This window comes from Bacillus sp. XT-4, from assembly GCF_050864245.1.
GTDB lineage: Bacteria > Bacillota > Bacilli > Bacillales > Bacillaceae > Bacillus > Bacillus altitudinis.
Map to the genome: position 1 here is coordinate 850,873 of NZ_JBPAFI010000001.1, position 25,512 is coordinate 876,384.

The window sequence follows — 25,512 nt, forward strand, 5'->3', positions numbered from 1 at the left end:
TTATGATGGCGTTGATTCAAACTTGTGCGATAAAATATGATCTCTTGCCGCATAAGCTTTTTGTTTGATCTCTTCTAAGTTCACTCCAACTAGCTTCCCATTTTGTTTCACTGCTTTTCCAGCCACATAGACAGAATCAACATTTGAAGGGTGTGCCGTTTGCACAACTGCCCCAGCTGGATCTGTCATCGGAAGAAGATTCATGCTTGTCCGATCGATCAAGATAAAATCAGCTTCTTTTCTAGGTGTGAGTGAGCCGATTTTGTCATCAAGCTTCAAGGCACGAGCCCCGTTTATAGTGGCTGCTTCAAGCATTTGCTGTGCAGACAATCCAAGTTCAGGCCCTGGCATCGTCCCTTCCATCAATAAAGATTGATTTTGAATCGCTCGTTCCGCCTGTAGCCCGAATTTCATTTGGGTAAATAAATCTCCGCCTGTCGCTGTCACCACATCTACACCAAGCGTTGGCAGAACGCCATTTTCAATGGCGAGCCCTGTGACAGGATATCCGTGTCCCATCATCATTTCAATCTCAGGTGTAATAGAGATGGAGCTTCCGCTCTCAGCTAGCATCTTCATTTGATCTGCATCAATTGCATTGATATGCACCATATTCAAATCAGGCCCGAGCAGCCCTGCTTGATGAAGCCGCTCAATCGATCGATCCGCCGCTCCCCAATTTCCAAAGCCAATGTGCATACTGCATAATGCATCTAGTGATCTTGCTGTTTCAATTTCAAAGACGGTCGTCTCCCATGAAGAAAATTCAGGTCCACGAATGGCAAGTCCCATCGTCAACAGCTGATCCGATGATTGAAAATGTTTTTGTTTCACACGGGCTGCGTCTTCCATATTCGTGAGCGTACTCTCTCTGTCCCAATACGCTGCATCTCCAGAGGTACCAAAACCAAAGACCGCTCGAATACCCGCATCTTTTAAACCTCCAATGAGTTCTTCTGTATGATCCATAGAATTGATCATCGTCCAGTCGAAAAACGTGGTCACTCCTGCATCTAATGCCTCTAATGCGCCTAAATAATTAGCAATTCGATCATCTGATGGACGTCTCATCGCCCCATAGTTGCCATAATAAATTTTGCTCAAATACGTTTGCAAAGACCAATCTGTTCCGATTCCCCGTATGACAGACTGCCACACATGACGATGGGTATCCACAAGCCCTGGCATGATGACCATGTCAGACGCATCCACAACATCGGCACCACTTGCTTCAATCGAAGGTCCGACTTCTACAATATGTGCCCCTTCAATTAATAGATCTCCCTTCTCCAGAAAACCTAAAGATGGATCAAGTGTGATAAGAGCCGCATCTTTAAACAATGTTTTCTTCATCCATATCCCCCTTTTCAAATAAAGAGAATGAGTCACTCACCCTCTCTGTCATTTTAAGACATAACAGGTTCAAATTAGAAGAAAAGTGACTCAAGGAATGTGGTTTTATGAGCTGATATTCCGAAAGTAGTTGTATATCCGTTTTAATTTCACGTCATGCTTCCCTTTCGGACTTTCCATCATGCCAAATTCAAAGAACTTCACCGGTTTAATCCCGACATATTGCAAAAGAGCACGTTTCATTAAGATTTTGTGGGCATTTTGCAAAAAGAAGAAAGGATAGTGGGTCGGTCCTTGCATTGTCGAAACACATACAGCCCTCTTTCCTTTTAACAAGCCTTCTGGAAGCAGCCCGCCTGTTTGACGATAAGCAAAATTCGCTGCAAACATTCGATCAATAAAGCCAAGCAGCATGGCTGGCGGCCGCCCCCACCAAATCGGATAAACAAACACGATGTTGTCTGCCCATTTGATTTTCTCTTGATATTCTTGAATCTCAGGGTCCTTATGCATATCACGTCTTTTTTTCTCTTCATTAAAAATAAGTACAGGATCAAATTTGTCTTGGTATAAATCGATGATTCTCACTTCTTGAACGTTTGGATTTTCTTCACTGCCCTTTAGGATTTCTTTAAAAAAAGCACCATTTAAACTATTGTGATGGGGGTGAGTATAAATAATGAGTACATTCATGGCTTGGCTCCTTTAGTTATCATTTGATAACCAAAAGCATACACCCCTCTTTTTTAGTTGTCAAATGATAATTGTTTTTTGATAATAAATTTGGTATGGTACGTAAGAGGTGAAACATGATGAAAAACCCACATTTTTTCAAAGAGTTTGTCACATTTGCTTCTACTTTTTCTGAGCTGAAACATGCTATGATGAGCAAGATCAAACCATCTGATCTAACCACTCTACAATATTTGATTCTGGAGCAGCTAGCCGTCAGTGAGCCGCTAACACCTAGTGAAATCGCCGATTGTCAGCACATGTCTCTTCCGAATGTCAGCAGAGAATTGAAAAAGCTTCACGAAAAACAATTCATTGATAGACAAGAAGATAAAGATGACAAGCGAAAACATGTCATTATGCTGTCTAAAAAAGGCCGCGAGTGTATGGACAAAGCATTTCAACAAATTGAATCCATGCTCATGGACAGCCTTTCTTCCTCTGACCAAAATCAAATGGATGATATCGTACAAGCTCTCCGTCTATTAAATCAAACCATCTTCAAAAAATAATCGAATGAAAAAAGCATGAGCGTATCGCTCATGCAAATGATTTTTGAACACATTAGTAAAGAGATGCTAAAAGATACGTGATGAAACCTACTATTGGAATAATCGGGATCATCAGCTTCAATGTTTTATTCGTATTCTTATATAAATTCCACAGCAAAACTGGTACACCAAACGTATCCAAGACAGCAAGCACTGCCCCTTTATGCTGTTCTTTATGAGCCATTTTGAAAACCTCCACATCCAATAAAATACATTTATTATAGTGTAGCATAGATCCTATTTTGATCATTTCCTCCAGGTAATTGAATCGTCAGCATGTCTGATAAAAATGAACAGGATGTAACTGAAGCTTCGCCCGAGATAGTAGAAATAAAAAAGCGCCAGATGTTTTCCATCCAACGCTTTTTTCCCATGACATGTTCAGCACTCATTTTCATGCATCACGTCTCTTTTGCTCTATGTATCCTTTATGCAATAAGCTGATAGGCGATATATAATGCAACCAGCCAGATCATGACGGCTGAGGCTTTATTGATACGGTTCATCCACTTGCCGTTTGTATCTAGCTTCCCTAACATTTTCCCAAGAAGGGCAAGACCAATAAACCATAACCACGAGACAATCATACAGGCTGCGGTAAATGCCATTTTTTCCGCCCCATGATATTGAAGGGAGTTCGTTCCAATCACGCCAATCGTATCGAGAATCGCGTGAGGGTTTAATAGGGAAACGGAACAGGCAAATACGATTTGTTTTCTCACAGGCATCAAGTCCACCTTTTCTTGATTACCTGATGCAGAGCTCGTGTTCCAAACTGACCACCCCATATAAAGTAAAAAGAAAAATCCAATGATAAAAAGAGCTATTTGCAAGATCGGAATGGTGAGAACAACAACCGAAACCCCAATGACAGCTAAAGTGATTAAAAGTGTGTCGCAGAGGGCGGCTGTGATGACCACAGGCAGCACGCGATATAATCGAGGCTGAAGGGCTCCTTGCTGAAATACAAATACATTTTGCGCGCCCAAAGGTAAAATAAGACCAAAGGCAAGCACAATTCCATGAATAATCGCAATCGACATCTTCAGAACATTCTCCTTTTCAAGTCATCCTTACACATTTTAACATAAAACATCATGAACGAATTTTACATATTTGATTTGTCCAATAAAAAAAGCGCTGGATGATTTTCCATCCAGACGCTTATTGTTTCTACTGTTATGATGATTTTCGTGCAAGCTCTCTTTCTCTCAGCTCGACACGTCGAATTTTCGCTGACGGAGTTTTTGGTAGCTCGTCAATGAATTCGATTTCTCTTGGATATTTGTACGGTGCTGTTGTATTTTTCACGTGTGTTTGCAGTTCTTTAATCAGCTCATCGCTTTGTGCAGATGCATCTCGCAGGACGACGTATGCTTTCACGATTGACCCTCTGATTTCATCTGGACTTGCCACGACAGCACATTCTTTCACGGCTGGGTGTTTAATCAGTGCATCTTCGACTTCAAACGGGCCAATTGTATAACCTGAGCTGACGATGATGTCATCCCTGCGGCTTTCAAACCAAAAATACCCGTCTTCATCTTTTTTCGCACGGTCACCGGTAATAAAGTAATCCCCGCGGCGCTGCGCCTTTGTACGCTCTGCATCTTTGTAGTATTCCTTGAATAAAGCCGGCGTTTCAAGATGAACGGCAATGTCACCTATTTCTCCTGGAGCACAGATCTGGCCATTCTCATCAATGATCTCTACTTCATTGCCAGGTGTTGGTTTGCCCATACTGCCCGGCTTGATGTCCATTCCTTTCAGCACCCCAACTAGCAGCGTGCTTTCTGTTTGCCCGTAACCATCTCGCACTTCGATATCGAAATGTTTTTTGAACGTATCGATGACTTCACGGTTAAGTGGCTCTCCCGCAGAAACAGCACTATGCAATTTCGGCAGCTCGTACTGACTGAGGTCATCTACTTTTGCCATAAACCGATATTCCGTTGGTGTACAACATAAAACATTGATTTCATTTTTTTGAAGCAGCTCTAAGTACGTATCCGGATTAAATTTCCCTCCATAAACAAAACCTTCTGCTCCACTTCCTAAAACAGATAAGAGAGGACTCCACACCCATTTTTGCCAGCCTGGTCCTGCTGTTGCCCATACTTTATCCCCTTCATTAATGGAGAGCCATGCTTTGGCCGCAGTACGTAAATGTGCATACGCCCAGCCGTGTGTATGAACAACCCCTTTTGGGTTACCTGTTGTGCCTGATGTATAAGATAGAAACGCCATGTCCGTACGTGTTGTGTCTGCCAATTTCAACTCGCTTGACTGCTCTTCCTTTTGCGCAACAATGTTTGTCCAGCCATGATCATTCTCACCAATCGAGAATGTTTTAAAATCTTTTGGCTGGTTGGTTCCTTCAAACGATTGAATGAATGATGCGTAAACAATCGCTCCTTTTGCTTCTGCATGTTCAATTCGGTAATCTATATCTTTAGCGCGAAGCATTTCTGAACAAGGAATTACAACCATCCCTGTTTTTAAAATCGCTAAATAAATGCTGTATGCCTCTAGCATACGCGGCACCATCACAATGATTTTATCGCCTTTTTTAAAGCCTGCATTTAATAGAACATGACCAATTTTATTCGCCTCTTCTACTAATGCTGCATATGTCACGTGCGCTTCCTGACCATTTCCGTCCTGCCAGTGCAGGGCGATTTTCTCCTGGTCATGACTGAATGCTTCAATCTCACTGACTAAGTTATATTGTTCTGGTGCAATTAAGTCTTCTCTTTTCATGGTACAGCTCCTTTTAGCCTCTTTCTATGAAACGAATCATGTTTCAATTTACCTATTCTAACACTCATAACTGAAAAATGCTTGAATTAGGACCTACTCCTAGTATTATGCCATAATTTTTTCATTTCGTCTTCTTTTTTAAAAATATTCTAACAATTTATGTACAAAAAAAAGAGCGGGAATAAACCCGCTCATAAGCCATAGCTTTTTAATTGTGTGTCTTAGAAAGATCCGCCACCCATATGTTGTTGAGCGTAAGATACAAGACGCTTAGTGATTTCTCCACCAACTGATCCGTTAGCGCGAGCTGTTGTTTCTGGTCCAAGGTTTACGCCAAATTCTGAAGCGATTTCGTACTTCATTTGGTCGATCGCTTGTGCAGCGCCTGGAACGACTAATTGATTAGAACTGCTTTGTCTGTTTTGTTGAGCCATGTGTTCTCACCTCCTTGTGAATATAGAATGTGTAGAAACACATGACTTCATGCGATTGATTTTATGGTAATTATTATGAAATTTTTTATTTAGAATAAATCAGCGAATTTGTCAGCTGCTTTCTTTTCATTTGTGACAACGATTGTTTCGATCTGCTCCACTGCCTCATCAAGCATTGGCTCGAATTCAGCAAAGCTTTCGTAGCGTTCTACTTTTTCAAGCTTTGGTTTTGTTTTTGGAGATGGCGGCGTAAAGATCGTGCAGCAATCCTCAAATGGCTGAATGCTTGTCTCATATGTGCCAATTCGTCTCGCTTCTTCGATAATGTCATTCTTATCCACGGCAATCAGTGGGCGAATGATCGGTGTGTTTGTGACATGATTAATGGCATACATGCTTTCAAGTGTCTGACTTGCCACTTGACCAAGGCTTTCACCTGTAATAATGGCAAGCGCATCACGCTTGGCTCTTATTTTATCTGCAATTTTGAGCATCATTCTTCTCGTTGAAGTCATCGTATAGTTTTCTGGTACTTGTTTGTGAATGAGCTCTTGGATTTTTGTAAAAGGAACGATGTGAAGCTTGACTTCGCCTCCATAGGCAGCTAAGCATTCCGCTAGATCAATGACCTTTTGCTTAGCACGTTCACTTGTATAAGGTGGGCTAAAGAAATGAACAGCTTCAATTTGAATGCCTCGTTTCATTGCCTGATAGCCGGCCACTGGGCTGTCAAAGCCGCCAGAGAGCATCAGCATCGCTCTTCCGCTTGAACCAACTGGCAGTCCGCCTGCACCTTTTACATCTTTAAATGTAATGTACGTCGCGTGTTCTCTTATTTCAATTCGCAAGTGAACATCTGGCTGTTTCACATTAACGGTTAAGTTGTCTGTATTCCTTAAAACATGTCCACCAATTTCTCGGTTCATTTCATTTGAATCAAGCTCAAATTGTTTATAAGAGCGTTTCGTTGAGACCTTAAATGTATTTCCTTGTTCATACACTTCCTGAACCGCTGAGAGTGCCGCTTCTTTGATGGCATCAAGATTTGTCTCACATTTTACAGCCAGGCTAAAGCTTTGAATGCCAAATACACCTTTAAGCTGTTCTGAAATCGGTTCAGGGTCTTCTCCGTTTAGCATGATCGTAATGCGGTCTCTATCAGATGCATACTTTAATGCTTCAAAGTCTTTTAATACAAACCGGATATGCTGTCTTAGTTTTTCGATAAATTTCTTTCTATTTTTCCCTTTTGTTGAAATCTCACCAAAACGGACTAAAATATGGTCATACTTCATGTTGTTATCTCATTCCTTTTAATTTTTTCACACTTTGTGCGATCGATGTGATGATTTGCGGCGCTAGCTCTGGTCCTTGTCCATATGTCAAACTGATTCTCATGCTGCTTTTGGCTGCTTCTTCTGATTTCCCCATCGCCAGCAGGACACGGCTTGGTTCCTTTTTCTTTGCAGAACAAGCAGACGTTGTCGAAACGTAAATGCCTTCTTTTTCGAGCATATGCAGAAGGACTTCAATTTGAATACCTGGCACTGAAAAATTCACAATGTGCGGTGCGCTATGCGTCAGCGGTGTGTTTATAACGACGCCTTCTATCTTTCCAAGCTGCTGCTCTAGCTCCGTTTTTAAAGCGATCATCTCGTCATGATGCTTGTTTAAATGTTCAAATGATTGCTTGATGGCTTTTGCTAAGCTGACAGCTCCAGCAGGATTCTCAGTCCCTGAGCGAAGGCCAAGTTCTTGCTCTCCTCCTGTGATAAAAGGCGCAAGCACGATCTCTTTCTTTAAAAAGAGGGCACCTGTTCCCTTCAAGCCGTGAATCTTGTGGCCTGACATCGTTAAAAGATCAATATCCATCTCTTTAGGCAGCGGAACCTTGCCAATTCCTTGTACGCCGTCGACATGAAAAATCGCCTCTTTGGCATACGTCCGAATGATGCTTGCCGCTTCCTCTATCGGCTGAATCGCGCCTGTTTCATTGTTTACATGCATGAGACTGACAAGCACTGTATCAGGGCGAAGCACTTCTTTTAAATGCGTCATATCTGCACGGCCATGCTCATTTACTTGAATATAGGAAATATCAAAGCCAAATAATGTTTTCAGCTGTTCAAACGATTCGATGACAGATGGATGCTCAATCGCTGTTGTGACAATATGTCTGCCTCGGTTCATCTTGGCAAGAGCAGCCCCTTTGATGGCTATGTTATTTGCTTCTGTTGCACCTGAAGTAAAAATAATCTCATATTGTGTAAAGCCTGTATAGTGAAGGATTTGTTTTCGCGTTTCACTTAATAGACGGCTCGCATCAATTCCAAGTTGATGCAGCGAAGACGGATTCCCAAAAAAACGCTCACTCACTTGCTGATGTACTTGTAAAACCTCTGGATAAGGCTTTGTTGTGGCACTATTATCAAGATAAATCATATCTTAAACTCCTTACAAAAAAACTTTAAAAATAAATGCATTTATATGTTACCATAATGAAGTCAGACAGAGAATTTTCTGAAAATGGCAGTTGACAACTTTTCATTTTCACTATATCATCCATAGTGCAATTGTCATATAAACACCTAAATTGTCAGAATATTTAAATTTGACACAATACACTGATTGAGGAGGGACTATTTTGAAAAATAGTTTAAGTATAAAAGAAACATTGGCTATTGGACTAATGCTTTTTGCATTATTCTTCGGCGCAGGAAATATGATTTTCCCGCCTGTTCTTGGACAATATGCTGGTGAAAACGTATGGCTTGCCATCGGCGGATTCCTACTTACAGGCGTAGGTCTTCCACTATTAGGGGTTATTGCTGTCGCCCTTACAGGTACCGGTGCCAAAGGTCTTGCCGATAAAGCACACCCTAAATTCGGGACTATCTTCACCGTGATTCTGTATTTATCCATTGGACCATTTTTCGCCATTCCGCGAACTGGTACGGTTTCGTATGAGATAGGATTAGCTCCATTTCTCTCAGGTGCCCAAGCCACTTCATGGGTACCACTATTCATCTTTACCGTAGTGTTTTTCACTATTTCATACTTGCTTGCGTTAAATCCTTCAAAGCTGGTTGATCGTATTGGTAAAATTTTGACACCGATCTTATTAACTGTTATTGCTATTATTGTCATTAAAGCCATTGCTACGCCAATGGGAATGATCGGTGCTCCAGATAAAACATATGAGGCAAATCCGCTTTTCACTGGATTTTTAGAAGGCTATAAAACAATGGATGCACTTGCTTCTATCGTATTTGGAATCGTCGTGGTGACAGCTGTTAAGGACAGAGGCATCACAGAGCGAAAATCTCTTGCAGCAGCTTGTATTAAGGCAGGACTCGTAGCAGCTGTTGGACTGGCACTCGTGTACATTTCACTCGCTTATGTGGGTGCTTCAAGCCCTAATGCCACGGGAATGGTTGGAGCAAATGAAGGAGGAAAACTACTTTCACTTTCTGCCAACTTTTTATTCGGTTCTGCTGGTAACATTGTTCTTGGCGCAGCCATTTTATTCGCTTGTTTAACGACTAGTGTTGGACTTATTTCATCTTGTGGAGAATATTTTTCAAAGCTCTTCCCAGCACTTTCTTATCGTACCGTCATTCTAATTGTTTCTTTGTTTAGCACATTCGTTGCAAACCTCGGACTCGCACAAATCATTTCTCTGTCGGTGCCTGTACTCGTAGCGATCTATCCACTGGCCATTGTCATTATTTTATTATCGTTCCTTGACCGCTGGATTAACGGCAGAAGAATCATTTATATCACTTCTCTCATCTTTACTGGTTTCTTTGCCATCATTGATGGATTATTAGCTGCCGAAGTGAATCTAGGCGGATTGCCTGGCATCTTGAAATCAATTGTTCCGTTTTACGATTTAGGCATTGGCTGGATCATACCAGCTATTATCGGTGCTTTGATTGGTGTACTTATTTCCATGTTTACCAGCCCACCAAAGCAACTTGCCTCATAATCATCGCAAATCAAAACATCCCCTTCCAAAGAAGAAGGGGATGTTTTTTTATTGTTCTTCATATACTAAAATAGAAAAATTCATGACTTTTGTACGAAAACACATGTTGACATCAGGCGTACATCCTTTATAATTAGTGATTGTTAATGATGAACGGTTACCTAGCAACTAATTAACAGAATATTTCAACATAATAATGGAGGCTTTAAATGCAATGAAGGCAACTTTGTCGACGAAAGATACGGTTATCATAGGTTTTATGCTGTTTGCTCTATTCTTCGGCGCCGGTAATATGATTTATCCACCAGAGCTTGGGCAATATGCTGGGCAAAATGTGTGGAAAGCAATGGGCGGATTTTTATTAACAGGTGTCGGTTTACCTCTTCTAGGGATTATTGCAATCGCTTTGACAGGTCGAGATGCGAAAGGATTAGCTGATAAAGCTCACCCAGCTTTTGGAACAGCGTTTACCGTCATTTTATATTTATCTATCGGGCCACTTTTCGCTATTCCTCGTACAGGAACGGTTTCATATGAAATTGGTGCACTACCCTTTTTAGCTGGTGTACCAGCTTGGCTCTCACTTTTTTTATTTACACTGGCCTTTTTTGGTATTACGTATTATCTTGCGCTAAATCCAACGAAAATTGTGGATCGTGTAGGGAAAGTGTTAACACCGATTAAATTTACGATCATTTTGATTATTATCGTCAAAGCCATTTTGACACCGATGGGCGTCATTGGCACACCTGATGTGTCCTATAGCAATGGATCATTTTTCAAAGGGTTTTTAGAAGGCTATAAAACCATGGACGCTCTTGCATCTATTGTGTTTGGGGTTGTTGTCATCAACGCCATTAAAGGACGTGGTGTAACAAGTAAAAAGGCACTCACTTCTGCTTGTATCAAAGCAGGTCTAATTGCAGCTTGCGGATTAACATTTGTTTATCTATCACTTGCTTATTTAGGTGCTTCAAGTACACACGCCATTGGTTTTGTTGGAGATGGTAGTAAAATCTTGGCTCAGTCTTCACAATTTCTTTTTGGCAGTTTAGGTAATATTGTGTTAGGCGCGGCGATTACGGTTGCCTGTTTAACCACAAGTATCGGTCTCGTGACATCGTGCGGAGAGTATTTCTCAAATTTATTACCTAAACTTTCTTATAAAATGGTCGTTACACTCGTCACATTATTCAGTTTTATCATTTCAAATTTTGGACTTGCTCATATTATCGCTTTTTCAGTACCTGTGTTAACTGCGATTTACCCGTTAGCAATTGTGATTATCGTTTTATCACTTGCTGACAAATGGCTTGGTCATAGAAGACCTGTGTATGTCCTTACTTTGATTTTAACTGGCTGCGTTAGTCTGTTTGACGGCTTAGCAGCGGCGAAACTGCCGATTGGTCCTGTGAAAGATCTCTTTCAAACGATCTTGCCGCTATATGACCTTGGCATTGGCTGGATTATGCCTGCCATACTCGGAGTCGTGATTGGATTTGTCATCTCTCTTTTCACTTCTTCTGCTTCAGAAGAACGCCAAAAGCAAGCTTCATAACATGGAAAAAGCTGAAGTCCTAAAATGGACTTCAGCTTTTTTATTGATGCTGATATTCTTTTTCTTGCTGAGTTAAAAGCTTCTGGACGGCTCCAGGTGATGCTTTTTCGACAGCAGCTGCTGCCACTTCAAATGAATCGTTATAATCATAGGCATAAAATCTTCGTTCTGCCTCTTTTAATTGCTCTGAAAGAATGTGGTTTTGACTTCTAAACCGGTTGCCGTATTGTATAATCCGTTCAATTTGATCCACTTTACGAAGCATGTCATGTGTTTCATCAACCACATGTCTGACTGTTTCAGAGGCTTCTTTTAATTGCTGGTTCACTGCTGGCATATTCAGCGGCAAATTCTCTAGCTGCTCCTGCACTTGCTGAATCATCTCCTGCGCTTTTTCAGCACGATCTTTGATGTCAGCAGGTACACCTGGAATGTTGCTTTTGTGCAGCTGGCGCACTGTATCTGTCAACATGGTTTTAAGTTCAGCCAATGTTTCTCTTGCCTGTAATTCTTCTTTTCGTAACGATTGAAGGTGATCTTTAAACGCTTCATGAAGTGTTTTGGCATCCTCAATAAAGGTCTCAAGCTGATTGATTTCATCCATTAATAATGTGTATGCGACATGGTCACGATCAAGCTTCTCTCGTATTTGCTTCATGAGCTTTTCAATTTCTTCTAATCGTTTTTCGAAGGCTTTCTGCTGATCCAGCTCTCCCGCTGTCAGCTTGTAGCTTTCTTTCACAAGAGCCGTTTCTGCCTTAGTCTGCGTGTGGTCTTGTTCAAGTTTTTCAAATGCCTCGGTCAGCTCAGGCATTTTGCTCTTGATTTCCTGACCTGCTTCTACTTCTGCTTCTAGCTGATCATACAGCGTCTGAATCGCATCATCAATCATTTGCAGAATGCTTGATGCTTCATCTAAGTTGAGTTCATCAATCAGCAGTTTCTCCGCCCGGGTCAGCTGTTTATTCAAGTTCTCCAGCTCTTTTGTGATCTGGATGTGCTCTAGCTTGTAGCCTTTGTCTGTCATTTCTTTATAACCGTCTTTCAGCTTCGTCAGCTGACCTGGCACCGTTTGTTTGCAGTCTGCGATGAGCTTCGGTACATCATTGATATATAATTGCAGCTGATCGAGTCTGCGGTCTTGCTCAAGCAAAATTTTCCTTGCTGTCATGTAGTTTCCGTTTTCTGTCTCTTCTTCATACTGCTTGATCCCTTCCCAGGCCTCGTCTAAGTCCTGCTCCATTTTGTCATAAAGGGTGCCGTATAAATGGCTGTAAGCAAGTAGATTTTTTCGTACTGTTTGATATTGCTCTTTGACCTTCTCGATGTCTTTTCGGTTTTGCTCTTCACTTGTGACAAGGTCTGCAATCTCTTTTAAAATGTCTTCGATGTTTGAATCAGCAGCCGTGAGCAGATCTCCTATATGTGCAAGAACTTGCTTCGCTTTGGAGAATCGATATTTATCAGAATACTCCTCTGCATCATATAATAGCTCCTCTACCTTTGGAAGATGGGCTGTGACGATATCGTCCCACTCTGCACGCCATCTTTCAAAAAACTGCTCTGTTTCTCCGGTCATTTTTAAATGTTTGATTTTTGAAATTTCTTCTACAATTGATCTGTTTAAAATTTCAATTTTCCATGCTTCCAATCGGTCAATCTCTTTATATATATTTTTTCTGAGGAAATAACCGACTGAAAACAAAGCAAGCAAAATGACAATTAAACCGATGATAAACTCCATAATGAGCCCCCTTGTTGTGATCTAAGTGATGTCAGGGTAGTGTCCCGAGTAGACCTGAGAACCCTTTCGTGTCCGCTTTGCATTTGTTTTTTATAAGCAGGATTGTATTTTTGCCAATACGATCCATTCACGGTTTTATGTATGTTTTTTCAAGAAAGTCATTCAGGCTTTCTATCATTTGATCACATGTATTGATGTGACCTGTTTTTATGTATGCGGAAGCTGTCGTTTTCATTGTTATTATGATACCATGTAACCAGCATTTTTGGTCATGATTTTTCATTATTTTCGCTGATAAACATGACGTTTTTCAAAATATCGACAAGAGGTGACGACATGTTGAAACAAGATGCACATTTACATACGCCATTTTGCCCGCACGGTACGCTTGATCCTTTTCATTCTTATATTGAAAAAGCAATAAAAAAGGGATTTGATTCCATCACCTTTACCGAGCATGCCCCGCTGCCTCCTTCGTTTCGAGATCCAACGCCTGAACAGGATAGCGCCATGAAGCTTCGAGACCTTGAAGCCTATTTGACGAAGCTGGATCAGCTGAAACAGGAATACAAAGGACAGTTAATAGTAAAAACTGGGCTTGAGGTCGACTATATCAAAGAGTATGAAGAGGAAACAAGTGCCTTTTTAGACTGCTACGGCCCTGAACTAGACGATAGCATTTTATCTGTTCACTTTCTTCCTGCTGGCAATGATTATATTTGTCTTGATTTTGATGAGCACGCCTTCAAGCAGCTGATCAGCATCTATGGCAGCACCGAACACGTCTATCAAAGCTACTATGACCAAATTCATTCTTCTATTCTATCATCTTTAGGTCCATATAAGCCAAAGAGAATCGGTCATATCACCCTTGTCCAGAAATTCAAACAACTTTTCCCATACGAAATGTCGCCAGAACTATGTCAAAGGGTCACCCTTTGTCTTGAAGAAACGGAAAAAAAAGGCATGTCCTTAGATTTTAATACATCAGGTCTTCGTAAAACATATGCCAGAAGTATCTATTTAGATCCATGGATGATTGATCTTGCAAAACAGAAAAAAATTCCGCTCATATTCGGGTCTGATGCCCATCAAGCGGAAGATCTCGGGTATGCGTATGATCAATTTGAAGACATCATGAGTTTCAGGTGAGGATCAAGTGCGGGTTCGTTTGGTTCTAACAGGTGATGAAGCGACCGGCTCAGTTCCTTATAGTACGTTTGATAAAAGTAAGGCTCGTTTGGGTTGATATAAAGCACCTCTGTTAAATATTGCGGCTGCAGATATGGCATCATCAGAAGTGATTTTAGCTGGATCATAAATGATGAGAGTGACAGCTGCTTACAAATCACATGGGTGCTTTTTCCTTTTTCAATGATGAGCTGAAACAAGTATTTTTCCTTTGTTAAATAGGTGGACATGATTTCCCTGATCAGCGTTGAATCAATGGTCACTTCTCGATAAACGAAACGGGTTAATTGACGATTTTCATGCTGATAAGATAAAATATCAAAAACCACATGAAGTAAACATTCTTTTGCATGACGGGTTTCCATGTGCTGGATGTGCGATTCAATCATCTGAATGTACCCTTCATAAAAATCGGATACGAGCTGCTCGAGCAGCCCTCCTTTTCCTTGAAAGTAATAAGATATATGGGCAACGTTGACGTTTGCTTCCTTCGCAATCTCACGGACAGAGGTTCCAGAAAATCCTTTTTGGTTAAAAAGTCTGATGGCAGCTTCAATAATACGGTCTTTTGTTTGCACGGTTGTTGATGTTTTCATCCGCTCACCCCTCTTCATGTGTACATACTTCAAGGTGAAGGCGGAAGTTCCTTTAATCATTGCTCGACAAATCCCACATGCGAAGCGCAAGTTATGTATTTTTGAGATAGAAAGTAGGAGATTTTCATGTTTCATGTCGAAAAACAGTCTGGTGATCCATCGAAAGACTATCAATTACTCATCAAGCAAGTAGAAGCGATTACGGATGGTGAACCTGATCTCATTGCCAACCTAGCCAATGCTGCGGCGCTGCTTTATCACTCGCTTCCTGAAGTCAATTGGGCAGGATTTTATTTAGCAAAAGGCGGAGAGCTTGTGCTTGGTCCATTCAACGGACTACCCGCATGTGTACGCATTCCTTCTGGAAAAGGGGTTTGCGGTACAGCATTTGCGACAGGTGATGTACAGCGTATCGCTGATGTCCATGCATTCCCTGGTCATATTGCATGTGATGCCGCATCGCAGTCTGAAATTGTGATCCCACTTAAAGTAAATGGACAAATCATTGGGGTACTCGATATTGACAGTCCAGTGAAAGATCGTTTCAATGAAATAGATGAAACGTACTTAGTTCAATTTACAGAGGTTGTCCAAAATGCGTTATCAGCCTCTACTGATGCGTCATGATGCTTGAAAAGCAGACAATGTGTCTGCTTTTTTGTTTTGCTTTCTTCCCGGATGAATGCCGACCACGTTTGACATTCTCCTCTTTAAATAGGTTGACTTCTCCTATCTGTCGTCATATAATAGAGTTTGTGTGAAATATGGCAGCCTTTTTGTTCGGCTTTTTTGTATCATTTTGTTCCTTCTATATGGAGGTGCATCTTGTAACTCCCTGCTGCTGGAGCGAGGATGCATGAAAACATAATGACGGAAAAGACAAAGAACAGACGGTTTTTATTTTTCACAAATAAAAACAATAAGGAGGAGTCACATTATGGCTCGCTATACAGGTCCAAGTTGGAAGATTTCCCGCCGTTTAGGCATTTCATTAAGCGGAACAGGTAAGGAACTTGAAAAACGCCCTTACGCTCCAGGCCCACATGGTCCAGGACAACGCAAAAAACTATCTGAATACGGTTTACAATTACAAGAGAAGCAAAAGCTTCGTCACATGTACGGTGTCAACGAACGTCAATTCCGTACACTATTTGACAGAGCTGCTAAACTTCCTGGTAAACAAGGTGAAAACTTCATGATCCTTCTTGAAACTCGCCTTGACAACCTAGTATACCGTCTTGGCCTTGCTCGTACGCGCCGCCAAGCTCGTCAGCTAGTAAACCATGGTCACATCCTTGTTGATGGAAGCCGTGTAGACATCCCATCTTTCTCTGTGAAACCAGGTCAAACGATTGCTCTTCGTGAGAAATCTCAAAACCTTGCAGTTGTGAAAGAATCAGTTGAAGTGAACAACTTCGTACCTGAATATCTTACTTTCGATGCTGAAAAGCTTGAAGGAACTTTCACTCGTCTTCCAGAGCGTTCTGAATTAGCGCCTGAAATCAGCGAACAACTAATCGTTGAGTTCTACTCTCGTTAATTTCATGACTCTCTCAGAGAGTGATCAAACAAACCCTAGAGACCTTGATTGTTCAAGGATTTCTAGGGTTTTTTGTTTGGTCTTTTGTACGATACTCTCTAGCTACAAATTTACACACAAGAAAATTAGAACACCGATTACTCTTTACTCTTTTTCGTTTTCCTCTTACAATTACATTTACTGGATAACTCACAACTTAAAACAATAATGTAAAGAACGTTAAGGAGGAAAGCAATTTGTCGATTATTTCATTTATGTTAGCACTTATGCTCATTTCAATTGTTATCTATGCGATTTTGAGAAAGACAAAAGTTGTCGATGAAGCGCCTGGAGCTATCGCTGAAATTCTCCTCATTTTACTCATCTTTTTTTCGATTAGTTTTGTCATCATCATTCCAAGTTCTGTACTTTATGTTGTTTCATTAGGAGTGAATTTTCTTTTTGGAGAATATATTACCTATGCATCATTTCTTTCATTATTGACCTTCTGTCTATTCGTCAGTGGGATTGTTCTTTTTTGGTCGATCTTTTTAGTATTCATTGGTAAAGGAATTTCCTCTTTGCTAAGATTTCCTCAATGGTTCACGTTTATCTTTGAATTTCTACTCTCATGGATCGTTGTGCACTTCTCAATTAAGTTTGTCCTTAATATGAACATAGTCAATGTCTCCATTTGGGAGCACGGCACACTCATTTTATCTTTCTTTGTCAGCTTCTTATTTATTGGAATTGATCTCATATACTCAAGTATTGAACAACGAAAACAGCCGCTGGATGAACAAGCAAAAAGCTCCTAGAGATGATTCTAGGAGCTTTTGCTTGCCCAATTTGTGATCAGCTGCTCTGTTGTCAGGACAGTCGCAAATTCATCATGCAGTGTTGCAAGTGAGAGGCGATGGATCGTTTCTGCGTCATAATATGTACCGGTTTGATCTGCGAGTCCAAAGGCGGCTGTCGCATCCGAAATGAGGTATGTCTCAAAGCCTAGGTTTCCACTCATTCTTGTTGTGGTAGATACGCAGTGTGGTGTTGTGAGTCCAGCGATCACAATAGTGTCGATCTCGTTCGATCTTAGTTGTTCCTCTAAGTTTGTACCTATAAAGCTACTGTTGACTTTCTTTTGTATGACCGTTTCTTCATCTAGCGGTTTGGCGACCTCTTTGAAGGAGTGCCCTTCATTTGCTGGATGAAATAAGGAGTGCGGCTGATCCGATGTATGCTGAATATGAATGACTGTCCAGCCTTTTTCTCTCCAAAACGTCAATAGACGACTGATGTTCTTCTCTGCATCTAGATTATTCCGTTCTCCCCATTGTTCGTGCTCGAATGCTTTCTGTACATCGACCATAATCAAAGCCTTTTGATGATGTTGCACAAATCCCCACCTCCAAAGAATCTCGTTCATTATATGTAGTGTAAGGAATGGTGGTTGATTTGTACATGTTTTTATTTGGCTATGTACGATGTTTTGTCTGTTTTTGCACTAAAAAGAGAAACCACACACTGGCTATTAAGTAATAGATGCCAATGATGGATGTACAATTAGATATGACTTCCGTCCATTGCACTGATTTGACGATTGCCATCCAGATCATATAGATAATCAGAAATGAACATGGGAAATAGAGAAAGTAGCCTAAGAAAACATATTTGAGTTTTTGCGTCATCTTTTATCCTCCTAAAAACCTTCTGCAACACCTAGCAGATCCTATATAACCATGACATCAAAAAAGACAGCACAAATCGCTGTCTTTTTCATTTTTTAATTCGTATTCTGTCCTCCGCCATTCAATCCTTCTTTCACATAGCCTTTGACTTGGCTTGAGGTTAATAGACCGATATGTCCAACGCCGTGGATGAGGACGTTTCTCGCGCCAATTAAGCGTGAGAGGCTGTTGACGACAATGAGATCGGCTGAGCTATAGACAGATGTGTAAAGAATTTTTTGATTTGGATCGGTGCCTGGTAATGCTCTGAGTGATACGAGTCCATTCGCTCCACCAAGTGTGACGACGTTTTCAATTTTATCTCCGCCGTCTAGGTTTTTAATATAGTATAACGTGTTCGCACCACCCATACTATGAGCCACAATATCTACTTTTTTGGCGCCCGTTTTGGCTAGTACATCTTTCACGAATCTAGAGAGCCTCGGGCCATTGTTCAGGTTATTGCCTGTTTTGTCTATGAAATCGATTGCAAAAAGTTGGTTTTGATCCCAACCCTGTGTCACTAAGTATCGTTTGATCGAAGCAAAGTTATAAGACGCACCGCCCATACCATGCACCATCACAACCGGATTATGCGCAGCCGCTTTGACTTCTTTCGGCTGGATGAAGGCCATTGAACCTAGCACTAAGGCAAGGGCAACAAGAATTTGCAAACTCTTTTTCTTAAATCGAATCACTTTCATTCCCCCTTATTCATCTTATTCGACTCTATTTTATACAAGAAAAATATGTCAGAAAAGTGAACAAGGTAATGTTTTATGAGATGATTTTACAGCACAATACCTAATGAAAAAGCACCATGGTCTTTTTGAAATTAAAACAAAAAGACTACGAGCCTCTCTATCTTTCATATATAATGTGAATAGACAAAAGGAGGTTCTACTAGATGCTATTTACTCAAACACCTGCACCACCTTACTATGCAGTCATTTTCACATCAAAACGAACGAATGTCGAGCAGAAAGAATACGGTGCTGCTGCTCAAAAAATGGAAGAATTAGCGAAAGAACTAGACGGGTTTCTTGGAATAGAAAGTGCACGAGATGAACATGGTGTTGGAATCACTGTCTCTTACTGGGATTCATTAGCAGCCATCAAAGAATGGAAAGCACATACAGCACATCAGCGTGTTCAAAAAAAAGGAAAAAAAGATTGGTATGAGTCCTATACAACCCGAATTTGTAAGGTAGAACATGCTTATACAAACGAAGATTCACTTCTTGAATAAGAAACAGACAAATGAGAGAAAACTGCTCTGTAAAAGCTTAATTCCTCCTTCTGAATAAAAAAGAAAAGCACCTCAATGTATATGAACATTTGAGGTGCTTTTCATGATACTTACTGTTTCATAAGGATTTATTTATACGTTACAAGGAAGTATTTCTTTTTCCCTCTTCTTAAGACTGTAAATTGGTTTTCAATTCGGTCTTCAGCTGAAAGGACATAGTCTTTGTCGGTTTGTCTCTCTCCGTTGATGTAGACGGCACCGTTTGTGATATCTTCACGTGCTTGACGTTTTGATGGAGACAGTTTTGATTCGACAAGAACATCAACAAGTGTTAATTCTTCTCCACTGTCTTTCTCCATTGATGGCACATCTTTAAAGCCTACTTTCACTTCTTCTGCTGTAAGAGATTTGATCTCGCCTTTAAATAGCGCATTTGAGATGTTGACAGCCTGTTCTAGTGATTCACGGCCATGCACAAGTGTTGTGACTTCTTCTGCCAAACGGCGCTGTGCTTCACGTTTTTCAGGGGCTGTTTGCACTTTTTCTTCGTACGATGCGATCTCTTCTTTTGATAGGAACGTAAAGTATTTTAAGTATTTCACGACATCACGGTCATCTGTGTTAATCCAGAATTGGTAGAATTCATATGGTGATGTTTTTTCTTTATCTAACCAGATGGCACCGCCTTCTGTTTTCCCAAACTTCGTGCCGTCTGCTTTTGTCACAAGCGGCATGGTGAGACCGAATGCTTTTGCGCCTTCTGCTTCAGACTTACGGATCAACTCAAGTCCAGATGTGATATTTCCCCACTGGTCACTTCCGCCGATTTGCAGCTTACAGTTTTCATTTCTGTAAAGGTTCAAGAAGTCTAACGATTGCAGAATCACGTAGCTGAATTCTGTGTACGAAATCCCTGTTTCAATACGGGAGCTGACGATATCTTTTGCGAGCATGAAGTTGACACCGAAGTTCTTTCCAATATCACGAAGGAACGTGATGACATTCATTTGACTGATCCAGTCATAGTTATTGACGATGACAGCTGGGTTGTCACCTGCTTCAAAATCAAGGAATTGAGAGAGCTGGCCCTTGATTTTCTCTGACCACTGTTCGACGATTTCTGCTGGGTTTAGTGAACGTTCTGCTTTTTTAAAACTTGGGTCACCAATCAGTCCAGTTGCGCCACCAACAAGTGCAATCGGATGATGACCTGCTTCTTGGAATCTGCGCAATGTTAAAATTGGGAGTAAGTGACCAATGTGCAAGCTGTCAGCTGTTGGATCAAAGCCGGAGTATAGCTTGATTTTTTCTTCTGCTAATAATTTTGTTAAACCTTCTTCATCTGTTTGCTGCTGAATTAATCCTCTGAACGATAAATCTTCCATCAATTGACTCATATCCAAATCTCCTTTTTTTACAATTCAACATAAAAAACGCCCCTTCGAATGAACGAAGGGACGATATATATCGCGGTACCACCCTGCTTAAAAGACAAAACAACACGTCTTTTCACTTACACTGATAACGGACAGATCCGTTCTTTCACTAATCAGATAGCATATGCTCCTTTTCGTAAAAGCGGTTCGTGAGGGTAATTCGAATATCTCTTTGTACTGACTCGCACCAGCCGTCAGCTCTCTTGGACAGGGAAAGATGATTCTACTGAATCTCAGTCAAAACCTTTTCATATTCAACTAAAGTCATTTTTAACATACTTTTGATATCAAGTCAACTGACGGAAGTGATTAATCTTCCATTGTCGAGAGATCGCCAGCAGGTAAATTCAATTCCCACGCTTTTAGCACACGTCTCATAATTTTACCGCTGCGTGTTTTTGGCAGTTTGTCTTTAAACTCAATTTCTCTCGGTGCTGCATGTGCAGCGAGTCCTTTTTTCACAAACGTACGAATCTCTTCTTTCAGCTCATCTGTCGGTTCGTATCCGCTTCTAAGCGCTATAAATGCTTTAATAATTTCACCGCGCACAGGATCTGGTTTTCCGATGACACCAGCCTCTGCAATGGCCGGATGTTCCACCAGTTTACTTTCTACCTCAAATGGACCGACCCGCTCTCCTGACGTCATAATGACATCGTCGACACGTCCCTGGAACCAGAAGTATCCGTCTTCATCCATATAAGCTGAATCTCCTGAAACATACCAATCTCCCGGCATAAAGTAAGATTCATATTTTTCAGGATTGTTCCAGATCGTATGCATCATAGACGGCCAGCCTTTTTTGATGGCAAGGTTCCCCATCCGGTATGGCGGAAGTTCATTTCCGGCATTATCTACAATCGCAGCTTCAACGCCTGGAATTGGTTTCCCCATTGACCCTGGTTTGATATCCATGCATGGATAGTTACAAATCAGCTGTGCACCTGTTTCTGTCATCCACCAAGTGTCATGAATTCGTTTACCGAATACAGCGTCTCCCCAGCGGATCACTTCTGGATTAAGTGGCTCTCCTACACTTAACACATGACGGAGTGAGCTGAGATCATATTTTTGAATGAGATCGTCTCCTGCTCCCATCAACATTCTGAAGGCTGTCGGTGCACTGTACCAAACGGTCACACCAAGCGATTCAATGGTTTCGTACCACGTATCAGGGTTGAACCGGCCGCCTAAAATGACATTCGTCGCTCCATTCAGCCACGGAGAAAAAATACCGTACACCGTTCCTGTTACCCAGCCTGGATCAGCTGTACACCAGTAGACATCTTCTTCTTTCAAATCAAGTACCCATTTACCCGTCTGGCCTTGCTGCACCATTGCGCCATGAACATGGAGCACACCTTTTGGCGTACCAGTGGACCCTGACGTGTAATGAAGCAGGTATCCATCTTTTTCATCCATCCACTCGATTTCAAGCTCCTTCGCTGCCTGCTCAAATGCTTCTTCAAAGTGAATTGTCCGCACACCATCTGCATCCTCTTTTTCACCACCGACAATGATGACGGATTCAAGCTTTGGAAGTTCTGCAAACGGAATCCGCTCAAGCAGATCAGGCGTTGTCACAATCACTTTTGCCTCACTATTTTCTAAACGATCTTTGACGGCACCTTCCATAAATGCCTCAAATAACGGACCGACGATTGCACCAATTTTGACAGCACCAAGCAGTAGAAAATAGAGCTCAGGTGATCTTGGCATAAAGATAAACACGCGATCCCCTTTTTGCACATGTGCCTGTTCTCTTAATAGATTTCCTGCTTTGTTTGTCTTGATTTTCATATCCCTGAACGTATACTTTTCATCCCGCTGTGAATCTTTGTAGTGAAGCGCCACCTTGTTTTTACGAAACGAGTCCGCATGTCTGTCAATCGCTTCATAAGCTGCATTTACTTTTCCTGTTTCATACCAAGAGAAATTTTTTCTCGCTTCCTCCCATGAAAATTCCTTGTATGCTTGCTCATAATCATTTAAATGATAGTCCCCTTTTACTGATGGTAGCGTTTCCACTTTCATCAAACAGTCCCCCTTTGCATACGTTTACAATGACCATTATAGTATAGATGACTTTTTTTCTCAATTTTTAAAAAACTTCTGATGAAACCGTTTTAATTATTGTCAGATTTAAGATAAAATAGAGACGACTCACTAGAATTTGAGGCGGTGGATACGTGGAGCATCCTAAAACTTATTATTCAAAAACAATTACGAGAGAAACAGGCACCATCCTGATTGAAGGACCGGTACCTGCATCAGAGCTGGCGAACTATACGTTTCATGAAGGACTAACGGCATTTCGCACGCCTGAGGAACAGAAACAAGCACTTGTTGAAATAGCAGATCTTCCTGAAGGACGTATTATCATTGCTAGGGTGGATGAGCTTGTCGTAGGCTATGTCACGTATTTGTACCCTGATCCGCTTGAACGCTGGTCAGAAGGCAACATGGACAATTTAATTGAGCTCGGTGCCATTGAAGTCGCTCCTCCATTCAGAGGCTGTTCACTTGGCAAGCATTTACTGGATGTGAGCATGATGGATGAGCAAATGGAGAATTACATTATCATTACAACTGAATATTACTGGCATTGGGATTTAAAGGGGACGAAGAAAAACGTGTGGGAGTACCGCAAAATGATGGAGAAAATGATGAACGCCGGCGGTCTTGTCTGGTTTGCAACAGACGAGCCAGAGATTAGCTCACATCCAGCCAATTGTTTAATGGCACGGATCGGAAAAAATGTAAGTCCTGATTCGATCGAGCGTTTCGATCGTCTTCGCTTCCATCAGCGCTTTATGTATTAACGTTCAATTCGTTTTTTTGGCAAAGGGGATTGGTAAACATGATGATTGAACAAATTATGGAGCGTGATGTGATCACGCTGCAAAAAACCGATACGATTGAAGAAGCCATTCAAAAAATGAGTGCACATCACATTCGGCATATTCCCATCGTATCTGAGCAGGGATCTGTCATTGGGATGGTGACAGATCGGGATATTAAAAATGCCAGTCCAAGTATTTTTGAAACAGAGAAAAGGCAGCTTTTTATTCAGCGGCCGGTTGAAGACATCATGGTGCTAGAGACGATTACCGCTCATCCGCTTGATTTCGTTGAGGAGATTTCAAGTGTCTTTTTTGAACACGGAATTGGCTGTCTTCCCGTTGTGAGACGCGGCAAGCTTGTAGGGATCATCACAAAAACAGATTTACTTCGTACGTTTGTAAGACTAACAGGTGCAGATCAGCCTGGATCACATTTAGAGGTTGAAGTAGCGCAAGTGACAGAGGGTCTTGCAGACATTACGTCCATTTTAAAAGAGCAGCATATTCAAATGCTGAGTGTACTCGTGTACCCACATGCCAATGAATCCTCTAAAGTGCTCGTCTTCCGCCTTCAAACGATGCATGCTGATCATGTGACGAAGCTAATTCGTGCAAAAGGCTATAAGGTGCTATGGCCTATGGAGCAGACGATCAAATGAAGGAAGCGACCTTTGTTTTTTCACCATCTTTTCAAACGTACCAGTTTCACCAAGATCATCCCTTCAATCAGCTTCGCGTCTACTTAACTTATGATCTTCTTCAAAAAATGAAAGCGTTAACGGATGATGAGATTGTCGCACCTCGTATGGCGACGCTGGAGGAATTAAAGCTCGTCCATACAGCAGACTATATTCAAGCAGTACAGCGAGCAAGTGAAGGAAAACTGTCCACCGCAGAGGGGGAACGTTATGGTCTTGGCACTGAGGACACCCCGATGTTTGCAGGGATGCATGAGGCAGCTTCTCTCCTAGTTGGCGGGACATTAACAGCGGTTGATCAAGTGATGCTTGGGCATTCGCAGCATGCGCTCAATCTTGGCGGCGGGCTTCACCATGGATTTAAAGGGCGTGCTTCTGGCTTTTGTATTTATAATGACAGCTCTGTGGCCATTCAGTATATTCAAAAGACATATGGCGCTAGAATTTTATATATTGATACCGATGCTCATCATGGCGATGGTGTACAGTTTAGCTTCTATGATGATCCAGAGGTATGTACTGTTTCCATTCATGAAACAGGGCGCTATTTGTTCCCTGGAACTGGACAAGTACAGGAAAGGGGTCATGATAAAGGCTATGGCTATGCATATAATATCCCGCTTGACGCATTTACAGAAGATGAATCATTTTTAGAAGCCTATCGAACAGCAGTGACAGAGATTGCTGCTTTTTTTAAACCAGATGTCATTTTGACGCAAAATGGAGCAGATGCCCACTATTATGACCCTTTGACGCATTTATCTGCTACCATGAAAATATATGAGGAAATTCCTAGAATTGCCCATGAGCTGGCGCATCAATATTGTGATGGAAAATGGATCGCTGTGGGCGGAGGCGGCTATGATATTTGGCGTGTCGTTCCAAGAGCATGGAGCCGTATTTGGCTTGAGATGAAAGGCATTACACCACCAGATGCGCTTCCTCAGGAATGGATTCGGGCATGGGAAAAACAATCGCCTGTTCCGCTTCCATCCACATGGCTAGATCCTGACGATTTATATCCACCGATTCCAAGAAGAGCAGAAATTACAGAAAAAAATGCACAAACGGTAGAAAAAGCACTCATGCCTGTTCGACGAGAAAAGAAAAAGGCATAAAAAAAAGCAGGCGTC

26 protein-coding genes and 1 other annotated feature are annotated in these 25,512 nt (G+C 41.5%); of the genes, 11 read left to right on the forward strand and 15 right to left on the reverse strand.

The genetic code is table 11. The features are described 5' to 3' along the window. Together ACRRMM_RS04455 and ACRRMM_RS04460 are read right to left on the reverse strand one after the other, a co-directional pair. Positions 1–1,353 carry an amidohydrolase family protein gene (locus ACRRMM_RS04455; RefSeq protein WP_428828558.1) on the reverse strand — a complete coding sequence of 451 codons (1,353 nt, stop codon included), beginning with the start codon at positions 1,351–1,353 and terminating at the stop codon, positions 1–3. Positions 1,354–1,458: 105 nt separating this feature from the next. Further along, complete coding sequence (locus ACRRMM_RS04460; RefSeq protein WP_008343104.1) at positions 1,459–2,046, reverse strand: NAD(P)H-dependent oxidoreductase; 588 nt, start codon at positions 2,044–2,046, stop codon at positions 1,459–1,461. 116 nt (positions 2,047–2,162) lie between these two features. Between ACRRMM_RS04460 and ACRRMM_RS04465 the strand changes: the two genes are divergently transcribed. After that, positions 2,163–2,597, forward strand: coding sequence for a MarR family winged helix-turn-helix transcriptional regulator (locus ACRRMM_RS04465; protein ID WP_223255648.1), 435 nt, complete (start codon positions 2,163–2,165; stop codon positions 2,595–2,597). Positions 2,598–2,649: 52 nt separating this feature from the next. On the opposite strand, the gene ACRRMM_RS04470 is transcribed toward ACRRMM_RS04465, so the two are convergent. From ACRRMM_RS04470 to ACRRMM_RS04495, 6 genes are all read right to left on the reverse strand, one after another. Continuing rightward, the gene (locus ACRRMM_RS04470; protein WP_017367852.1) at positions 2,650–2,820 is read right to left on the reverse strand and encodes a hypothetical protein; all 171 of its coding nucleotides are present in this window, start codon (positions 2,818–2,820) and stop codon (positions 2,650–2,652) included. 244 nt (positions 2,821–3,064) lie between these two features. Beyond that, positions 3,065–3,679: a LysE/ArgO family amino acid transporter gene (locus ACRRMM_RS04475; protein WP_206115653.1), complete on the reverse strand. Its 615-nt coding sequence runs from the start codon at positions 3,677–3,679 to the stop codon at positions 3,065–3,067. Positions 3,680–3,815: 136 nt separating this feature from the next. Further along, on the reverse strand, positions 3,816–5,396 hold the full coding sequence (gene mbcS, locus ACRRMM_RS04480; protein ID WP_129547762.1) for an acyl-CoA synthetase MbcS: 1,581 nt from the start codon (positions 5,394–5,396) through the stop codon (positions 3,816–3,818). 221 nt (positions 5,397–5,617) lie between these two features. After that, entirely contained in the window at positions 5,618–5,830 is a 213-nt protein-coding gene (locus ACRRMM_RS04485; RefSeq protein WP_003216385.1) for an alpha/beta-type small acid-soluble spore protein, read from the reverse strand. An 89-nt stretch (positions 5,831–5,919) separates the two neighbouring features. Further along, positions 5,920–7,125 carry a tRNA uracil 4-sulfurtransferase ThiI gene (gene thiI, locus ACRRMM_RS04490; RefSeq protein ID WP_007501769.1) on the reverse strand — a complete coding sequence of 402 codons (1,206 nt, stop codon included), beginning with the start codon at positions 7,123–7,125 and terminating at the stop codon, positions 5,920–5,922. Positions 7,126–7,129: 4 nt separating this feature from the next. Then, positions 7,130–8,272: a cysteine desulfurase family protein gene (locus ACRRMM_RS04495; protein WP_035702028.1), complete on the reverse strand. Its 1,143-nt coding sequence runs from the start codon at positions 8,270–8,272 to the stop codon at positions 7,130–7,132. A gap of 202 nt (positions 8,273–8,474) precedes the next feature. On the opposite strand from ACRRMM_RS04495, the gene brnQ (ACRRMM_RS04500) reads away from it, so the two are divergent. Both brnQ (ACRRMM_RS04500) and brnQ (ACRRMM_RS04505) read left to right on the forward strand, forming a co-directional pair. Next, a complete protein-coding gene (gene brnQ, locus ACRRMM_RS04500; protein WP_125589970.1) occupies positions 8,475–9,818 on the forward strand; it encodes a branched-chain amino acid transport system II carrier protein in 1,344 nt (447 codons plus the stop codon). A 214-nt stretch (positions 9,819–10,032) separates the two neighbouring features. Then, complete coding sequence (gene brnQ, locus ACRRMM_RS04505) at positions 10,033–11,376, forward strand: branched-chain amino acid transport system II carrier protein (RefSeq protein WP_210552166.1); 1,344 nt, start codon at positions 10,033–10,035, stop codon at positions 11,374–11,376. Positions 11,377–11,416: 40 nt separating this feature from the next. Here the strand turns inward: brnQ (ACRRMM_RS04505) and ezrA are convergent, their stop codons facing one another. Further along, positions 11,417–13,120 (reverse strand): septation ring formation regulator EzrA, encoded by a 1,704-nt coding sequence (gene ezrA / locus ACRRMM_RS04510; protein ID WP_007501773.1) that lies wholly within the window; start codon positions 13,118–13,120, stop codon positions 11,417–11,419. A gap of 336 nt (positions 13,121–13,456) precedes the next feature. On the opposite strand from ezrA, the gene hisJ reads away from it, so the two are divergent. After that, entirely contained in the window at positions 13,457–14,272 is an 816-nt protein-coding gene (hisJ, locus tag ACRRMM_RS04515; protein WP_428828559.1) for a histidinol-phosphatase HisJ, read from the forward strand. On the opposite strand, the gene refZ is transcribed toward hisJ, so the two are convergent. Further along, positions 14,242–14,907 (reverse strand): forespore capture DNA-binding protein RefZ, encoded by a 666-nt coding sequence (gene refZ, locus ACRRMM_RS04520; protein ID WP_008343081.1) that lies wholly within the window; start codon positions 14,905–14,907, stop codon positions 14,242–14,244. The genes hisJ and refZ overlap by 31 nt on opposite strands. 126 nt (positions 14,908–15,033) lie before the next feature. Here refZ and ACRRMM_RS04525 point away from each other — a divergent pair, with 126 nt between their 5' ends. The 3 genes from ACRRMM_RS04525 (at position 15,034) to ACRRMM_RS04535 (ending at position 17,244) form a co-directional block, all read left to right on the forward strand. Further along, positions 15,034–15,534 carry a GAF domain-containing protein gene (locus tag ACRRMM_RS04525; RefSeq protein WP_046344223.1) on the forward strand — a complete coding sequence of 167 codons (501 nt, stop codon included), beginning with the start codon at positions 15,034–15,036 and terminating at the stop codon, positions 15,532–15,534. 310 nt (positions 15,535–15,844) lie between these two features. Beyond that, positions 15,845–16,447, forward strand: a complete 603-nt coding sequence (gene rpsD, locus ACRRMM_RS04530) for a 30S ribosomal protein S4 (RefSeq protein ID WP_007501777.1) — start codon at positions 15,845–15,847, stop codon at positions 16,445–16,447. A 236-nt stretch (positions 16,448–16,683) separates the two neighbouring features. After that, on the forward strand, positions 16,684–17,244 hold the full coding sequence (locus tag ACRRMM_RS04535; protein ID WP_035702040.1) for a hypothetical protein: 561 nt from the start codon (positions 16,684–16,686) through the stop codon (positions 17,242–17,244). An 8-nt stretch (positions 17,245–17,252) separates the two neighbouring features. On the opposite strand, the gene ACRRMM_RS04540 is transcribed toward ACRRMM_RS04535, so the two are convergent. The 3 genes from ACRRMM_RS04540 to ACRRMM_RS04550 form a co-directional block, all read right to left on the reverse strand. Continuing rightward, entirely contained in the window at positions 17,253–17,852 is a 600-nt protein-coding gene (locus ACRRMM_RS04540) for a cysteine hydrolase family protein (RefSeq protein WP_144739786.1), read from the reverse strand. A gap of 49 nt (positions 17,853–17,901) precedes the next feature. Then, positions 17,902–18,114, reverse strand: a complete 213-nt coding sequence (locus ACRRMM_RS04545) for a hypothetical protein (RefSeq protein ID WP_048002739.1) — start codon at positions 18,112–18,114, stop codon at positions 17,902–17,904. 95 nt (positions 18,115–18,209) lie between these two features. Then, entirely contained in the window at positions 18,210–18,788 is a 579-nt protein-coding gene (locus ACRRMM_RS04550) for an esterase/lipase family protein (RefSeq protein WP_375830204.1), read from the reverse strand. A gap of 272 nt (positions 18,789–19,060) precedes the next feature. On the opposite strand from ACRRMM_RS04550, the gene ACRRMM_RS04555 reads away from it, so the two are divergent. Beyond that, positions 19,061–19,402 (forward strand): antibiotic biosynthesis monooxygenase family protein, encoded by a 342-nt coding sequence (locus tag ACRRMM_RS04555; RefSeq protein WP_048002737.1) that lies wholly within the window; start codon positions 19,061–19,063, stop codon positions 19,400–19,402. Between the two features lie 128 nt (positions 19,403–19,530). Here the strand turns inward: ACRRMM_RS04555 and tyrS are convergent, their stop codons facing one another. After that, positions 19,531–20,799 (reverse strand): tyrosine--tRNA ligase, encoded by a 1,269-nt coding sequence (gene tyrS / locus ACRRMM_RS04560; protein ID WP_025207805.1) that lies wholly within the window; start codon positions 20,797–20,799, stop codon positions 19,531–19,533. Positions 20,800–20,852: 53 nt separating this feature from the next. Next, positions 20,853–21,088, reverse strand: a binding site (T-box leader). Positions 21,089–21,147: 59 nt separating this feature from the next. After that, positions 21,148–22,872, reverse strand: coding sequence for an acetate--CoA ligase (gene acsA / locus ACRRMM_RS04565; protein WP_017367863.1), 1,725 nt, complete (start codon positions 22,870–22,872; stop codon positions 21,148–21,150). Between the two features lie 155 nt (positions 22,873–23,027). On the opposite strand from acsA, the gene ACRRMM_RS04570 reads away from it, so the two are divergent. The 3 genes from ACRRMM_RS04570 to ACRRMM_RS04580 are packed head-to-tail and all read left to right on the forward strand — an operon-like array spanning position 23,028 to position 25,497. Next, entirely contained in the window at positions 23,028–23,660 is a 633-nt protein-coding gene (locus ACRRMM_RS04570; protein WP_008343062.1) for a GNAT family N-acetyltransferase, read from the forward strand. Positions 23,661–23,698: 38 nt separating this feature from the next. Next, entirely contained in the window at positions 23,699–24,340 is a 642-nt protein-coding gene (locus tag ACRRMM_RS04575; RefSeq protein WP_146270743.1) for a CBS and ACT domain-containing protein, read from the forward strand. Next, positions 24,337–25,497, forward strand: a complete 1,161-nt coding sequence (locus tag ACRRMM_RS04580; protein ID WP_024718705.1) for an acetoin utilization protein AcuC — start codon at positions 24,337–24,339, stop codon at positions 25,495–25,497. Before ACRRMM_RS04575 ends, ACRRMM_RS04580 begins: the two co-directional genes overlap by 4 nt. Positions 25,498–25,512: the final 15 nt, after the last annotated feature.

What these genes read in the sequence shown, in the direction of transcription:
- ACRRMM_RS04485 (WP_003216385.1), bottom strand. Translation starts at nt 5,830, where the DNA reads ATGGCTCAACAAAACAGACAAAGCAGTTCTAATCAATTAGTCGTTCCA.
- brnQ (WP_210552166.1), top strand. Translation starts at nt 10,033, where the DNA reads ATGAAGGCAACTTTGTCGACGAAAGATACGGTTATCATAGGTTTTATG.
- refZ (WP_008343081.1), bottom strand. Translation starts at nt 14,907, where the DNA reads ATGAAAACATCAACAACCGTGCAAACAAAAGACCGTATTATTGAAGCT.
- ACRRMM_RS04455 (WP_428828558.1), bottom strand. Translation starts at nt 1,353, where the DNA reads ATGAAGAAAACATTGTTTAAAGATGCGGCTCTTATCACACTTGATCCA.
- ACRRMM_RS04580 (WP_024718705.1), top strand. Translation starts at nt 24,337, where the DNA reads ATGAAGGAAGCGACCTTTGTTTTTTCACCATCTTTTCAAACGTACCAG.
- ACRRMM_RS04460 (WP_008343104.1), bottom strand. Translation starts at nt 2,046, where the DNA reads ATGAATGTACTCATTATTTATACTCACCCCCATCACAATAGTTTAAAT.
- acsA (WP_017367863.1), bottom strand. Translation starts at nt 22,872, where the DNA reads ATGAAAGTGGAAACGCTACCATCAGTAAAAGGGGACTATCATTTAAAT.
- ACRRMM_RS04555 (WP_048002737.1), top strand. Translation starts at nt 19,061, where the DNA reads ATGCTATTTACTCAAACACCTGCACCACCTTACTATGCAGTCATTTTC.
- mbcS (WP_129547762.1), bottom strand. Translation starts at nt 5,396, where the DNA reads ATGAAAAGAGAAGACTTAATTGCACCAGAACAATATAACTTAGTCAGT.
- thiI (WP_007501769.1), bottom strand. Translation starts at nt 7,125, where the DNA reads ATGAAGTATGACCATATTTTAGTCCGTTTTGGTGAGATTTCAACAAAA.
- tyrS (WP_025207805.1), bottom strand. Translation starts at nt 20,799, where the DNA reads ATGAGTCAATTGATGGAAGATTTATCGTTCAGAGGATTAATTCAGCAG.
- ACRRMM_RS04540 (WP_144739786.1), bottom strand. Translation starts at nt 17,852, where the DNA reads ATGAACGAGATTCTTTGGAGGTGGGGATTTGTGCAACATCATCAAAAG.
- hisJ (WP_428828559.1), top strand. Translation starts at nt 13,457, where the DNA reads ATGTTGAAACAAGATGCACATTTACATACGCCATTTTGCCCGCACGGT.
- ACRRMM_RS04575 (WP_146270743.1), top strand. Translation starts at nt 23,699, where the DNA reads ATGATGATTGAACAAATTATGGAGCGTGATGTGATCACGCTGCAAAAA.
- ACRRMM_RS04475 (WP_206115653.1), bottom strand. Translation starts at nt 3,679, where the DNA reads ATGTCGATTGCGATTATTCATGGAATTGTGCTTGCCTTTGGTCTTATT.
- ACRRMM_RS04550 (WP_375830204.1), bottom strand. Translation starts at nt 18,788, where the DNA reads ATGGCCTTCATCCAGCCGAAAGAAGTCAAAGCGGCTGCGCATAATCCG.
- ACRRMM_RS04525 (WP_046344223.1), top strand. Translation starts at nt 15,034, where the DNA reads ATGTTTCATGTCGAAAAACAGTCTGGTGATCCATCGAAAGACTATCAA.
- ACRRMM_RS04465 (WP_223255648.1), top strand. Translation starts at nt 2,163, where the DNA reads ATGATGAAAAACCCACATTTTTTCAAAGAGTTTGTCACATTTGCTTCT.
- ACRRMM_RS04470 (WP_017367852.1), bottom strand. Translation starts at nt 2,820, where the DNA reads ATGGCTCATAAAGAACAGCATAAAGGGGCAGTGCTTGCTGTCTTGGAT.
- ezrA (WP_007501773.1), bottom strand. Translation starts at nt 13,120, where the DNA reads ATGGAGTTTATCATCGGTTTAATTGTCATTTTGCTTGCTTTGTTTTCA.
- ACRRMM_RS04545 (WP_048002739.1), bottom strand. Translation starts at nt 18,114, where the DNA reads ATGACGCAAAAACTCAAATATGTTTTCTTAGGCTACTTTCTCTATTTC.
- ACRRMM_RS04495 (WP_035702028.1), bottom strand. Translation starts at nt 8,272, where the DNA reads ATGATTTATCTTGATAATAGTGCCACAACAAAGCCTTATCCAGAGGTT.
- rpsD (WP_007501777.1), top strand. Translation starts at nt 15,845, where the DNA reads ATGGCTCGCTATACAGGTCCAAGTTGGAAGATTTCCCGCCGTTTAGGC.